Origin of the sequence: Actinomyces sp., from assembly GCF_030530635.1 — a bacterium.
Classification (GTDB): Bacteria; Actinomycetota; Actinomycetes; order Actinomycetales; family Actinomycetaceae; genus Actinomyces.
Genome location: NZ_JAUMUL010000010.1, coordinates 14,110 through 26,747 on the forward strand (window position 1 = coordinate 14,110; position 12,638 = coordinate 26,747).

The window sequence follows — 12,638 nt, forward strand, 5'->3', positions numbered from 1 at the left end:
CATCCTAGAAGTCGAAGTCGGCGCCGAAGTCGCTGGTGAAGGTGCGCGACAGGGTGAAACGGGCCTTGGCCCCGTAGGGACGGCGCTCCGAGCCGACCGGTTCGGCCAGCCGTAGTTCCGCGGTCTTACCGTTGAAGGTATCCGCGTCCCTGCTCAATACCAGGGTGACTGGGAAGAACCGGTCCCGGGCCTCTGCGGAGTCCTGAGAGCAGTCCACCGTGACCTCGTCGGAGATCAATGTGTCGCCTGCGTACAGGCCTGCGATGAGACGGCGTGGCTTGACCTTCTCGCTGACCGGCTCTTGCTGGAACAGCATGACGGTGATCTGCCCGGTGGTGATCCTGTTCGTCTCGGCGACGATCTTGACGGGCGTCTGATGAGTGTCCGAGGAACGCCGCTTGTTGACGGCGATGACGGGCACCACGACCTCCTGAAGAGAAGCCCCGCCGTGCACGAAGTGCGTGCCGGAGCCCGCCGTACGGATGCGGTGAATGGATCCGGGCACCTGCGCCTCGATATCCCCGGACATCCGGAGCTGGTTGGGGGAGTAGGTGATGAACGCGGCGTCCCGCTTGAGACCGCGCCCCAGCACGAAGCGGTGGTTCACATGCAGTAGGGCGTCACCATGTGGCTTGACCGACAGGTAGTCCTGCTCCTCCAGGCGGCTCTCCTGGTAGAGGAAGCCGTGATCGGCGGTGATGAGGATGTTGTTGACGTTGGCGTTCGCCAGTTTCTTGACGAGCCTGATCAGGTCTGCGATGGCGTCTTCACAGGCACGGAAGGTGTCCGGCTCGGTGGTCTGCTTGTCTCCGGTGGCGTCGATCTGGTTGTGGTAGACGTAGAGCAGCCGGTGGTTCTTGATGAGTTCCCGGGTTTCACCGGGTTTTAGGCTCAAGAGCTGATTGGCCTGGATCGCGGTGCCGCCCATGGGCGCGAGCAGCTTGGCCCGGTTCTCGGTTCCTCCGCTGGGCGCGCCGTCAACTTCAACCGATCCGTCGTCGGCGTCGGCGAAGGCCAGCGACTCATGCGGCAGCAGCGCAGCCATGCCGAGCTGGGTGTAGGACGGCAGGGCCGAGAGCATGGCGAACAGCCGGGCCGTAAAGCGGTCCTCCTGGCTAATGCGTCGGCCCAGTTCCTCACCCACCTCGTAGCGCAGCGCGTCGGAGACAATGACGACGACCTTCTTGCCCTTGTCCAGCCAAGGTCGACTGACCTGCTCGGTGAAGAAGGACGTGGCCGAGGGGACCGATTCGATCTGCCAGCGTTCCATGCCGGCGACTTGCTTGCGCCAGGTCTGTCCGAGGGGAGTCAGGAAGTCATTGATGTAGGCGGCTTCGACCGTCGTCTTCAGGGCGTCGAGGGGGGAGTCCGGCTCATAGAGGTCGAGGTGTCGGTTGAATTGCCGGTAGGCCTGGTCGATGGAGAACCACTGCTGGGTGTAGTGGTCGAAGCCCTCCTGCGGGGAGGAGGCGTTCCAGGAGCCGGAGTCGATACGCGTCAGCAGGGCCGATGCCGCGCTGACGGCCCCATAGCCGTGCTCGAACTCGCTGTACCACGGCAGAGCGGTGCGACCGTGTACTGCGTTTTGCACTTCCATGTCCGCGAGGGCGTGTTCTTGCACCTGCCGTGCCAGACGGCGGACGAGTTCCTGGTCCACCAGGGGGAATGTCTTCCGATCCAGCAGCTCGGGTAGGGAGAGGTCGGCCACCTGCTCGTCGATGCCGAGTAGCTCTGCCGCGCGATCGGCCAGGACCCGGTAGGTGGGGGCGAAGCTGAAGTCGTTGTGCCAGGTGCTGAAGTCACGGCGGATATTGGCGTACTGATCGGCGCCGAAGTCCGCCTGGGTGGGGGAGAACTGCTCCCATGCCCGGTTGAACAGCCACGCCACGAAGTCATCGACGCTGGGTGCTTCGTCGGGGGAGTAACCGTAGATGTCGCGCGTACCCTCCCAATGAAAGTCGGCCAGTCCCAGGCGGGTCATCTCATCAATGCCGTCCGACTTTCCTTCTGCGTTCTCGTTCAGCAGCTTCCGCCAGAGCGCTTCCAGTGAGCGCTCATCGGTGCCCAGCACGACGGCGATCATGGAGGCAGTGATGGCAGTAGCGTCGTCGCTCGGACGCAGTCGCGGTTTGAGCTCCTCACGGCGTCGCTTACTGTCGAAGAAGCGCGGGTACTGCTCGACGACGCGGCGCAGCGCCGGGCCGCCCCCGAGTTCCTGCGCAAGGAGTGAGTCGTGGTCCGCGGTGAAGGTCCCGTAAGCGAGTTCCATGTCCTTGAGCCAGTTGTCCGTCACGGTCTCCGGCGTATCTGGCTGGCGGTGGCGGTAGAGTAGGAACTTGGTCTTCGGCTCGGTGACCAGTACCCGGCGCTTGATGGCGAACTCATTGCTCTCGACCTGCAACACGGTGACGTCGGGCAGGTTGAGGTCATCGAGAGAGCCGCCGTACCTGCCTTCCGGGTCCGACCAGATGACGATCCGTCCGGCTTCTCCGGGGCGGGCGAAGCGCTCGCGAAGTTGACGCTGGATGGCTGACATGGCGTTCATTCGGCGTCTCCTGTGAGGTTGCGCAGGTAGGTGCGGCCGGCGTCGGTGATCCGGTAGCGCTGAAGGCGGCTTTGGGGCTTGTCCGGGATTGTGCGTTCGACCAGCCCGGCTTCGAGCAGGGGTTCGAGATGGCGACGCACATTGCGTGTCTCGTTGCTCAGCCCTATTTGGGACAGAAGTTCTGCGCGAGTCCTATCCGCGGTGCTAAGAAACGAGAGGATCGCGGCACGGTAGGCATCAGCACCTGTGTCTGACTGACTTGGTGCCCTGACTTGGTGATCCGACTTAGTGACTTGGTGCCCTGACTTGGTGATTCGCCCGGTTCGCTTGGAGCACCGCCATCCGCGCCCGACTTGCTCGCCTGTTCACTGACCTTGGCCGGATCGTGGCTGGACACGTAGATCGTGACCCGCACTCGGTCCTGGATCTCCTCAATGATGGGCTCGGGCAGGCCGGCCTCGGCCACCTGCTCGAAGACGCGCTGGACGCCGGTGCCCCACTGCTCCATGATCCCGGCCTCGCGGAAGATGCGCGCGAGGGCGGGGTTACGCAGGCGGGACACGCGCCGCATGGAGTCAATGGTCATGCCCGGCAGCAGCAGGCCGGGGCTGTCCACTTGGATGCGGTCGTCGTAGAAGCCGATGCGGATGGGTGTTCCGCGTTCCGCATAGGAGGCGTGGACGAGGGCGTTGACGATCACCTCGCGGATCGGCTCGATGGGGATCGAGTAGACATCCCGGCGCCGGACCTCGCCGAAGACCGCGGTCTTGTAGGCGTGCTTGAGCAGGAACTCCACGGCGGGGTCGACGGCCAGCGGCATGGGGCCGTGGATCTCGGTCTGGTCGAAGATGTCAGTGCCGTGCGGGCCGCGCAGGCGCCCGCACTGGACCCAGGCGGAGGGCAGGAAGCGGTGTCCAGGTAGGCGATCTCGGCATCGGTGAGCACCGACAGCCGCTGGATGAGTTCGCGGGTGAGCCTGACCGCCGTCGACCGGGTACGTGCATGCAGCAGATTACCGGCGTTCAGCGCCTGCCTGACCGCCTCCCAGTCACGCAACTCCAGGTACAGCGGAGCGGCAATCGTGGCCTCCGTCGCCAGAAGCCCGCCCACCACGAAGGACAGCCGATACGGCTCGGAGGTCGTCACCACGGCGCCCAGATCGCTACTCACCGAACCACCACTCGCTTCGCACCTCCCGATCGCGGGATTCACTGCCGCTGAACAACGGAGCAACCCTAGCCGATCCGGACAGAGCCGGCAGGCGCGGCGCTGCCACCGATCTCGGGACGTAACCTCCATCGGTTTCGGCGGAGCTGGGCTGGGAGGTACCGGGGCCGGGCGGGAGTTCAACAAGACAGGCATTACCCACATCGGGAAGTCGGACTAACGTGAAACCGTGTGGATTCTCCTGGCCTGCGGCTCCGCCCTGTTCGCGGGACTGACCTCCATCCTGGCCAAACTCGGGGTGCGCACCACGGACTCCACGCTCGCCACGGCGCTGCGCACTCCGGTGATCCTCCTCGGTGCCTGGGCCATGACCCTGCTCAGTGGCTCTATCCGCGCCCTGCCGCACATAAGTGCGACCGGGCTGGGCTGGATGGTGCTATCCGGCCTGGCCACCGGTGCCTCCTGGCTGTGTTATTTCCGCGCCCTGCAACTGGGTGGCGTCTCCCGGGTGGTGCCCGTGGACAAGCTGAGCACGGTGATCACCGTTGTGCTCGCGGCCCTGCTGCTGGGTGAGTCGGTGCGGGCACAGGGCTGGATCGGCCTGCTGCTGATAACACTCGGAACGGCGCTCATGCTCGACCCGGCGGATCTGCGCGCCCTCCCGACTTCTATCGCCACCGGTCTGCGCCCGGGCGGTAGCTGGCTGCCATACGCCTGCGGCTCCGCCTTCTTCGCCGCTCTAACCGCAATCCTCGGCAAGCTCGGTGTGGCCGATATTCCGTCCGACCTGGCCACCGCGATACGCACCGTGGTGGTGCTGGTCATGGCCTGGGGCATGGTTGCCATCAGCACCCGCGGCGGCGCGCGTCCGCCGATCGTGCGCTCCGAACTGGCCTGGGTGCTCGCCTCCGGCCTGGCCACCTGCGCCTCCTGGCTGTGCTACTTCGGCGCCCTTGCGGTGGGGCCCGCCAGCGTGGTAGTCCCGATCGACAAGCTGAGCGTAGTAGTGGCGGTCGGCTTCTCCATGCTCGTGCTGAGGGAGCGGCTCGGTCGAAGGTATCTGGGCGGACTTCTCCTGCTCGTCGTCGGCACGCTGGTGATGACCGTGGCCTGATTAGCGGTTCTGGCCTCTGGCACGTAACTTCTACCGACCTCGGCACGTAACTTCTACCGACCTCGGCGGTTACTTCGGCAGGCCGGTAGCATGTGCACCGAGATGACGAATTCGCCCATCAAACCAGTAGCCGCCTCCGCGGTGATGACCTCCACAACCGCACTGAACTCCACGAGCACCGCCGACTTGAACAACACCGCTGTCTCAACCGTCTCAGCCGTCTCAAGGACCGAACCAGGTTGCCCCGCAGGGGGCCCGGCCGACGTCACCCGCAGCCTGACCCTGCCCGACGACCTCGCCCCCGTCGCCCTGCTCGGCGCCCGAGACGAAGTGCTGCGCGCCGTCGAACGCGGCTTCCCCGACGTCTCCGTCCACGTGCGCGGCGCCACCGTGACCGTCACCGGCCCCGCCGCCCGGGTGGACGTGGTGGTCGTGCTGCTGTCCGAACTGATCGACGTCGCCCGCGCCGGCACGCCCCTGACCGCCGACGCCGTCGACCGCGCCATCAGCCTGCTGGACGCCTCCGCCCGCCCCGCCGAGGTCCTCACTGACGAGGTCCTGACCACCCACGGGCGCTCCATCCGCCCCAAGTCGCTCGGTCAGAAGGCATACACCGACGCCATCGAGAACTCCACCATCACCTTCGGCATCGGCCCGGCCGGCACCGGCAAGACGTACCTGGCCATGGCCAAGGCCGTCGACGCCCTGGTCCGCAAGCAGATCTCCCGCATCATCCTCACCCGCCCGGCCGTGGAGGCGGGAGAGAACCTCGGCTTCCTGCCCGGCACCCTCACCGACAAGATAGACCCCTACCTGCGGCCCCTGTACGACGCCCTGCACGACATGCTCGACGCCGAGGCCCTGCCGCAGCTGATCGCCGCCGGCACCATTGAGGTCGCCCCCCTGGCCTACATGCGCGGACGCACCCTCAATGACGCCTTCATCATCCTGGACGAGGCCCAGAACACCAGCCCTGAGCAGATGAAGATGTTCCTCACCCGCCTCGGCTTCGGTTCCAAAATGGTGATCACCGGGGACATCTCCCAGATCGACCTGCCCGGCGGCCGCCCCTCCGGGCTGCGAGTGGTGCGCCGCATCCTCGACGGTCTGGAGGACATCGCCTTTTGTGAATTGACCGCCGCCGACGTGGTGCGCCACCGGCTCGTCGGCCAAATCGTCGACGCCTACGCCCGCTACGACGCCGCCCACGCCGACACCGTCGGTGCGGATCCGGCCACCCGCCGCGGTGGACCCCGGCGCCGCACTCCCTCCGAATTCCGAGACAGGAACCGCCCATGACTACCGAGGTCATCAACGAGACCAGCACGAACATCGACGCCGCCGAGTTCGCCGCCCTGGCGGACTATGTGCTGGCCGCCATGCACGTCAGCCCCCTGGCCGAACTCAACATCCTGTTCATCGACCCCGAGCCCATGGCCGAGCTGCACATGCGCTGGTTGGACCTGGAGGGCCCCACGGACGTCATGAGCTTCCCCATGGATGAGCTGCGCCCCGGCACCGCGGAGAACGAGACACCGCCGGGCACCCTGGGTGACGTGGTGCTGTGCCCGCAGGTCGCCGCCAAACAGGCCCTGGAGGCCGGGCATTCCGCCGTGGAGGAGATGCTGCTGCTGACCGTCCATGGCATCCTGCACCTGCTCGGCTACGACCACGCCGAACCGGAGGAGAAGCAGGAGATGTTCGGCCTCCAGCGCACCCTCCTGCTCACCTTCCTGGCGGAGCGGGGCAAGTGACCGCGGTACCGACGGTCCTGCTGCTGGTCGCCGCGGTGATCGTCCTCGGAATCGGCATGGTGCTCTCGGCGGGGGAGGGAGCCCTGACCCGCATGACCCGGGCCGCCGCCGACGACCTGGTCGAAGCCGGTCGGCGCGGCGCCGACCGCGTGGCCGCCCTGACCACCAAGCGCGACCAGGTACTGGGCACCCTCACCGGCCTGCGCGCCGCGGTAGACATGCTGGCCGCGATCCTGGTGACACTCGGTGTGGCGGGCCGCTTCGACCGCTGGTGGCAGGTGCTACTGGTGGCAATCGCCCTGAACCTGGTGCTGCTCGGGCTGCTGGTCGGCATCTCCCCGCGTTCCGCTGGGCGCCGCAACCCCGCAGGCACCCTGCTGGTGCTCGCCGGCCTGCTGGAGCGGGTCGACGCCCTCGGCGCGCCCTGGCGCTGGCTCGACTCACGGTTCGGTCATGCCTCCGCGCTCACCGAAGCCGAGATGCGTGCCGAAGTCACCGAGGACCTGCGCGAGATGATCGACGAGATAGGCGACTCCGAGACCATCGAGGACGAGGATCGGGAAATGCTCCGCTCCGTCGTCGAACTCGGCCAGACGCTTGTGCGTGAAGTCATGGTGCCCCGCACCGACATGGTCACCATTGATGAGCACAAGCCCGCCTCCGCCGGCCTGCGCCTGTTCATCCGCTCCGGCTACTCCCGCGTGCCCGTGATCGGTGAGGACGCCGATGACGTGCGCGGCATCCTGTATCTGAAGGACGTGCTGCGGCGCCTGTCCGACCACCCCGAGCACGGGGAGCGGCCGGTGGTTTCCTTCGTGCGCGAGGCCGTCTACGTGCCCGAGACCAAGCTCGCCGATGACCTGCTGCGGGAAATGCAGCTCGGGCACTTCCACATCGCCCTGGCCGTGGACGAATACGGCGGCATCGCCGGCCTGGTCACCCTGGAGGACCTTTTGGAGGAGGTCGTCGGCGAACTCACCGACGAGCACGACCACGCCGAGCCGGTCGCCGAAGACCTTGGGGACGGCACCTTCCGGGTGCCCGTCCGCCTGGGCCTGGACGCCCTCGGTGAGCTCTTCGACCTGGAGATCGACGACGACGACGTCGACACCGCCGGCGGCCTGCTCACCAAGGCCATCGGCCGGGTGCCGCTGCCCGGGGCCAGCGGTGACGTACAGGGCATCCACCTGGTGGCCGAGGAGGCCACCGGGCGACGCCGCCAAGTCGCCACCCTCCGGGCCTCCCGCACCGACGCCGTCACGCATGGCCCCCACCAGACAGACTCCGATCCGGCAGACACCATTAATCAGCACGCCGAAAACGACGAGAAGGACGACTGAGGAGATCCGATGACCAGCGCCACCGACCCCGACGGCTTCCCCATCCTGCCCGATGACCCGGACACCGCCGCAGACCCCGCCCGCGCCGCCATCGCCATCCCGGACTTCCCCGAGGACTTCCGGGCCGGCTTCGTGTGCCTCATGGGCCGCCCCAACACCGGCAAGTCCACCCTGACCAACGCGCTGGTGGGCACCAAGATCGCCATCACCTCCGGGCGTCCCGAAACCACCCGCCACAACGTGCGCGGCGTCGTCAGTCGGCCGGACTGCCAGCTGGTGCTGGTGGACACCCCGGGCTTCCACCGCCCCCGGACCCTCCTGGGGCAGCGCCTGAACGACCTGGTGCGTGAGACCCTGGCCGGCGTGGATGTGGTCGCCTTCTGCATCCCCGCCGGTGACAAGATCGGCCCCGGCGACCGGCTCATCGCCCGAGAACTGGCCGACCTGGGCAAGCCCGTCGTCGCCGTCGTCACCAAGACCGACACCGTCTCCCGCGCCAAACTGGCCGAGCAGCTGCTCGCCGTCGACCAGCTCGGACAGTGGGCGGACATCGTGCCCGTCTCCGCCGTCGAGGGGGAGCAGATCGACGTCCTGGAGGAAGTCCTCGCCTCCCACCTGCCGCCATCCCCGCCGCTGTACCCCACCGACTCCGTCACCGACGAACCGCAGGCCGTCATGGTCGGCGAACTCGTCCGCGAAGCCGCCCTGGAGCGGCTGCGGGATGAGCTGCCGCACTCGCTGGCCGTCGTCGTCGACGAGATCGTGGACCCGGCCACCGCCGAGAACGCCGGCCGCATCAAGGGAACCGGCAACCGCCTGCAGGTGCGCGTCAGCCTCCTGGTGGAGCGCGACTCCCAAAAGGCCATCGTGATCGGTCGGGGCGGCGCCAACCTCAAGGCCATCGGCACCCAGGCGCGCCGCGGCATCCAGGAGCTGCTGGGTCGCAAGGTCTACCTCGACCTGCACGTGCGCACCGTCAAGGACTGGCAGTCCGACCCCAAGGCGTTGGCCAGGCTCGGATTCTGAAACCGCCCGCCCATGCATCCGCTCCCCGACTCCCGAAACAGCTCCGCGCATGGACGCCTGAGCGAACGCCCCCGGGCCGGCCTGGGCCGTCGCCTCGGCCCCAAGCGGCAGCCCGCGCGCATCACCGCGGCCGAACTGCGCTCCGGCTGGGCCTGGATACGTGAATTCCCCCGCCGCGTCTGGTCGCTCGTCTCTTGGCTGTGGCGCACCGAGCGGCGCCGCACCATGATCGTGTTGGTGGCGGCCGCGGGCGTCGCCGCCCTCCTGGGACTGCTCGGCACCGGCGGCCGGGAGATCTGGGAGATCCTGCTGACTATCGGTCTGGGCGCCCTGGTAGTCGCGGTCTCCACCGACCACCGCGTCATCGGCGGCGTGGTGGTGACCGTCCTCGGCCTCAGTCTGATCGGTACTCTCGCCGGGCCCCGCTGGAATCCTCAACCGGTCACCGACTCCCTGACCCCGTCCACCACCGACACCACCATCGGCGGGACGATCGCCACTCCCGGCGTCGGCACCTACCAGGTCGAGACCACCACCGTGACCATCACCCAGGCCGACGGCGGGGAGGTCTCCGCCCTGCTGCGTCGCCCCATAGGCGTAGATGGCAACACCCCCGGTGTCGTCTTCATGCACGGCGCCGGCACCCACACCATCTGGGGCTTTACCGAACAGGCCGAGTCACTGGCCTCAGCCGGCGTGGCCACACTCGTACCCTCCAAACCCATGGAGGACTACTCCACAACCGACCGCGACTACCTGTCCATGGCCGCCGAGTACCGGCGGAGCCTGGACTATCTGGTCGCCCTGGACGGTGTGGACGGGGACGCCGTCGGCATTTACGGGGAGTCTGAGGGCGCCATTCCCGCGGTGGTGCTGACCGCCGAGGACAACCGTGTCGCCTTCCTGATCCTGGCCAGCGCCCCCGTGGTGCGACTGCGCGAGCAGGCCGCCCTGGCCGTGGACAGCTACATGCGCAACGTCGGTGTGCCCGAGGCCATGCTCGACCTGATTCCGCGCGTGCTCGGCAGTGCGGAGATCCCCGGTGGCGGCTTCGAATACGCCGACTTCGACTCGGTTGCATATTTGGAGAGCCTCACTGTCCCAGTGCTGATGCTCTACGGCACCGCCGACGCCTCCATGCCCCTGGTGCAGGGACCGACCACCGTTCGGGACGCCCTGCGGGCAAACGCCAACGAGCAGCTCACCGTCCGCTACTACGACGGCGCCAACCACGGGTTGAAACTCGGCATCTCCACCTCCGGCTCCCTCGCCCCGGGAGTGGCCCGCGACCTGTCCCGCTGGGTGGCGGGCCTGCCGGAGACCGCCGCCGCCGAGCCCCACGTAGCGGGCGCCACCCCAACCCAGGCCTACTGGGCGCAGCGGCCCGACTCCACCCGCTGGTACGCCTCCGGGGACCTCATGCTGGCCACATTCGTCATCGGCTTCGGACTGATGACGGCGGCGGGGCTGGGCTGGCTGCTCGGACAGGGGCCACGGCTGCGAGGACGGCGCGGCCTACACCTTCCCGACCCCATCGGGCGCTGGGCCGTCGCCCTGTGCCTGAGCGTGACGGCGGCCTGGCTGCTGTATGCGATTTACATCCTCGGCGTGGCGTCCCTGGCCATCAGCTACCGCACCAACCACCTGTTCTCCTACGGCGGCTGGGTGGTGGTGCAACTGGTAGCGGTTCTTGCAGTGGTCTTGCTCGTCAAGGTCGTCCACCGGGCGCGCCTCATGCGGGCCGCGGTACATTCAGCCAACCGGGACCGCGGTGAGAAGGGCCGCTGGCTCACCGTGCCTGCGGCCTCCGTATTCACTGCGGCGTTGACCGGAGCCGTGGTGCTGCTGGTGGCCATCGCCTACTGGGGCCTGTTCCCCATGCTGGTTTGAGCTGTGCCGTATAGATCATTCAGGTGAGGATGCGTCTGTGAGAGCCCTGACCATGATTGCCTGGGCGTGCCGTCTGCGCCGCCCCGGAATCATCTTCACGCCGTCCGTGTGCTCCTTCGCCCTCGTGCTGGTCGCCATACTCGTAGTGGCATCGACTCGGGGCACGGTGACAGTGACGGGCGTTCCCGCACAGGCCCTGGTGGTAGGCGGTGCGGGTGTGCCGTTGGCGGCGCTGAACGCCTCGATGTTGCTGCGTGACATCAACGCCACCCGGGATGCGGCCCTGCGCTACTACGGATTCGGGCCGGCGGACTTTCTCGCGCTGTACGCAGTCATGTCCCTGCCGCTGACGGCGTTGGAGGCTGTGTGTGGAACGTTAGTAGTGGACTTTCCGGGCTGGTCCGAACCGGGCCGCTTCGGGCTGCTGTTGGCGGCGTGGACGGTGACGACGGCGCTGGGGGCGGTTGCCGCGGACTGGCTTGGACGCGTCGGCATTGCACCCGGGCTCCCAATGACGCGGCTAAAGCTGCGGATCGGTGCCAGGCTGCGGACCCGTGTCTCTTCGCTGTGCGTGGTCTACCTGTGCTCGGCCTCCTGGTTGCCGACGATTCTGGTGGCAGCTGTGGGCGTGGTGAGCGCATACGCGCTGGGACGCTTCGGTCAGTCGGTCTTCGTTGGCGTGTTTGTCGCGGGTGCCTACCTGGCTGCGACGGTGATCGGCGTTCTCGCCGAGGTCGATGACACGCCTTCAGCCCGCTATGCCAGGAGCCGTTACGCCATCGCCGACGCGGAGCTGCGGCGCGCCAAGCTCGCGCTGGCGCTGCCGCTACTGGTTGCCGAATGCCTGGCGGCTAGCTCGCTCGGCATGGTCGCCGGGGCCCGCATCGATGTCGTCCACCTGCTGGTGTGCCTGGTATACCTGCCGCTACTGGCGATGGCGCTGGCCGACGCCGCCACCGCCTACACCCGGCGGCATCGCATGCTGCCCGCCGCGGAACTGGGCGGGGCACTGCTCGCCCTGGTTCCGGGGCTGCCCCTGGCGGTGCTCCCGGCCGCCGCCCACCTACTGTGCAGAAGTGAACATGCTTGAAGTCATTGACGTACAGCGTCGGTACCGCGGCGGGCGCGGCACCGGGCCGCTGACCCTGGAGGTGGCAGCGGGGGAGGTGCTCGGCGTCGTCGGCCCCAACGGGGCGGGCAAGACCACCCTCTTCGGTGCCCTATGCGGGGTGAGCGACTTCCAGTCCGGCACCGTCCGCCTGGACGGACGCGAGCTGGGGCGGCGCCTGCCCGCCGAGGCCTGTGGCTTCCTGCCCGAGCAAAGTCGGCTGTTCCCACAGCTCACCGCCCGTCAGGCGTGCCGCTTCGAGGCCGCCATGCGCCGCTGGACCTGGACGACACTGCGCTGGAGGGGCAGCTGGACCGCTTCGGCTGCGCCGACTTCCGCGACACCGAGGTACGGCACCTGTCCCAGGGAATGATCCGCCGCCTGGGGATCGCCTGCGCCTTCCTCGGCGCCCCTCGGGTGGTGGTGCTGGACGAGCCGCTGAACGGGCTCGACGTGGAGGGCGTGCTGCTGTTCCGACGCGCCCTGGCCGACTACCTGGACGGCGGCGGCATCGCCCTGATGTCCAGCCACATCCTCAGTGTGCTCGACGAGGTGTGCGAGCGGGTGGTGCTGCTCAAGGACGGGCTGGTGGCCGCCACCGTGGACGTGCGCGCCGGCGGCGCCGAGCGGGCCTACCTGGACGCCTTCGGCGTCGTCGGCGGATCCAGCGGGTCATAGGGCCAAACGAAACCGC

General features: G+C 67.9%; 13 protein-coding genes. 9 read left to right on the plus strand and 4 right to left on the minus strand.

What is annotated here, in order from left to right; all coding sequences use genetic code 11:
* Positions 1-4: 4 nt before the first annotated feature.
* Genes pglZ through Q4A20_RS15090 form a run of 4 tightly spaced genes read right to left on the minus strand, consistent with a single transcriptional unit; the run spans position 5 to position 3,916 of the window.
* Positions 5-2,545 (minus strand): BREX-1 system phosphatase PglZ type A, encoded by a 2,541-nt coding sequence (gene pglZ / locus Q4A20_RS04105; protein ID WP_303120642.1) that lies wholly within the window; start codon positions 2,543-2,545, stop codon positions 5-7.
* A complete protein-coding gene (locus tag Q4A20_RS15085) occupies positions 2,542-2,766 on the minus strand; it encodes a Fic family protein (protein WP_368502432.1) in 225 nt (74 codons plus the stop codon). The genes pglZ and Q4A20_RS15085 overlap by 4 nt, the downstream gene beginning before the upstream one ends.
* Positions 2,709-3,359 (minus strand): ATP-binding protein, encoded by a 651-nt coding sequence (locus tag Q4A20_RS04115; RefSeq protein WP_368502433.1) that lies wholly within the window; start codon positions 3,357-3,359, stop codon positions 2,709-2,711. Before Q4A20_RS04115 ends, Q4A20_RS15085 begins: the two co-directional genes overlap by 58 nt.
* The gene (locus Q4A20_RS15090; RefSeq protein WP_368502430.1) at positions 3,242-3,916 is read right to left on the minus strand and encodes a BrxA family protein; all 675 of its coding nucleotides are present in this window, start codon (positions 3,914-3,916) and stop codon (positions 3,242-3,244) included. Before Q4A20_RS15090 ends, Q4A20_RS04115 begins: the two co-directional genes overlap by 118 nt.
* Before the next feature lie 25 nt (positions 3,917-3,941).
* Between Q4A20_RS15090 and Q4A20_RS04120 the strand changes: the two genes are divergently transcribed.
* From Q4A20_RS04120 to Q4A20_RS04160, 9 genes are all read left to right on the plus strand, one after another.
* A complete protein-coding gene (locus Q4A20_RS04120) occupies positions 3,942-4,826 on the plus strand; it encodes an EamA family transporter (RefSeq protein WP_303120647.1) in 885 nt (294 codons plus the stop codon).
* Positions 4,827-4,928: 102 nt separating this feature from the next.
* Complete coding sequence (locus Q4A20_RS04125) at positions 4,929-6,125, plus strand: PhoH family protein (protein WP_303120648.1); 1,197 nt, start codon at positions 4,929-4,931, stop codon at positions 6,123-6,125.
* Positions 6,122-6,580 carry an rRNA maturation RNase YbeY gene (ybeY, locus tag Q4A20_RS04130; RefSeq protein ID WP_303120649.1) on the plus strand — a complete coding sequence of 153 codons (459 nt, stop codon included), beginning with the start codon at positions 6,122-6,124 and terminating at the stop codon, positions 6,578-6,580. Before Q4A20_RS04125 ends, ybeY begins: the two co-directional genes overlap by 4 nt.
* Positions 6,577-7,920 (plus strand): hemolysin family protein, encoded by a 1,344-nt coding sequence (locus Q4A20_RS04135; protein WP_303120651.1) that lies wholly within the window; start codon positions 6,577-6,579, stop codon positions 7,918-7,920. Before ybeY ends, Q4A20_RS04135 begins: the two co-directional genes overlap by 4 nt.
* Before the next feature lie 9 nt (positions 7,921-7,929).
* Entirely contained in the window at positions 7,930-8,946 is a 1,017-nt protein-coding gene (gene era / locus Q4A20_RS04140) for a GTPase Era (RefSeq protein WP_303120653.1), read from the plus strand.
* 12 nt (positions 8,947-8,958) lie between these two features.
* Positions 8,959-10,836 carry a S9 family peptidase gene (locus tag Q4A20_RS04145; protein ID WP_303120655.1) on the plus strand — a complete coding sequence of 626 codons (1,878 nt, stop codon included), beginning with the start codon at positions 8,959-8,961 and terminating at the stop codon, positions 10,834-10,836.
* Positions 10,837-10,873: 37 nt separating this feature from the next.
* Positions 10,874-11,926, plus strand: a complete 1,053-nt coding sequence (locus Q4A20_RS04150; RefSeq protein WP_303120657.1) for a hypothetical protein — start codon at positions 10,874-10,876, stop codon at positions 11,924-11,926.
* Positions 11,919-12,317: an ATP-binding cassette domain-containing protein gene (locus Q4A20_RS04155; protein WP_303120719.1), complete on the plus strand. Its 399-nt coding sequence runs from the start codon at positions 11,919-11,921 to the stop codon at positions 12,315-12,317. The genes Q4A20_RS04150 and Q4A20_RS04155 overlap by 8 nt, the downstream gene beginning before the upstream one ends.
* On the plus strand, positions 12,254-12,622 hold the full coding sequence (locus Q4A20_RS04160) for an ATP-binding cassette domain-containing protein (protein WP_303120721.1): 369 nt from the start codon (positions 12,254-12,256) through the stop codon (positions 12,620-12,622). Before Q4A20_RS04155 ends, Q4A20_RS04160 begins: the two co-directional genes overlap by 64 nt.
* Positions 12,623-12,638 lie beyond the last annotated feature (16 nt).

Excerpts from the sequence above, each read along its gene's own strand:
- pglZ (WP_303120642.1), bottom strand. The coding sequence starts at position 2,545 with ATGAACGCCATGTCAGCCATCCAGCGTCAACTTCGCGAGCGCTTCGCC.
- Q4A20_RS15090 (WP_368502430.1), bottom strand. The coding sequence starts at position 3,916 with ATGTGGGTAATGCCTGTCTTGTTGAACTCCCGCCCGGCCCCGGTACCT.
- Q4A20_RS04125 (WP_303120648.1), top strand. The coding sequence starts at position 4,929 with ATGACGAATTCGCCCATCAAACCAGTAGCCGCCTCCGCGGTGATGACC.
- ybeY (WP_303120649.1), top strand. The coding sequence starts at position 6,122 with ATGACTACCGAGGTCATCAACGAGACCAGCACGAACATCGACGCCGCC.
- era (WP_303120653.1), top strand. The coding sequence starts at position 7,930 with ATGACCAGCGCCACCGACCCCGACGGCTTCCCCATCCTGCCCGATGAC.
- Q4A20_RS04145 (WP_303120655.1), top strand. The coding sequence starts at position 8,959 with ATGCATCCGCTCCCCGACTCCCGAAACAGCTCCGCGCATGGACGCCTG.
- Q4A20_RS04155 (WP_303120719.1), top strand. The coding sequence starts at position 11,919 with ATGCTTGAAGTCATTGACGTACAGCGTCGGTACCGCGGCGGGCGCGGC.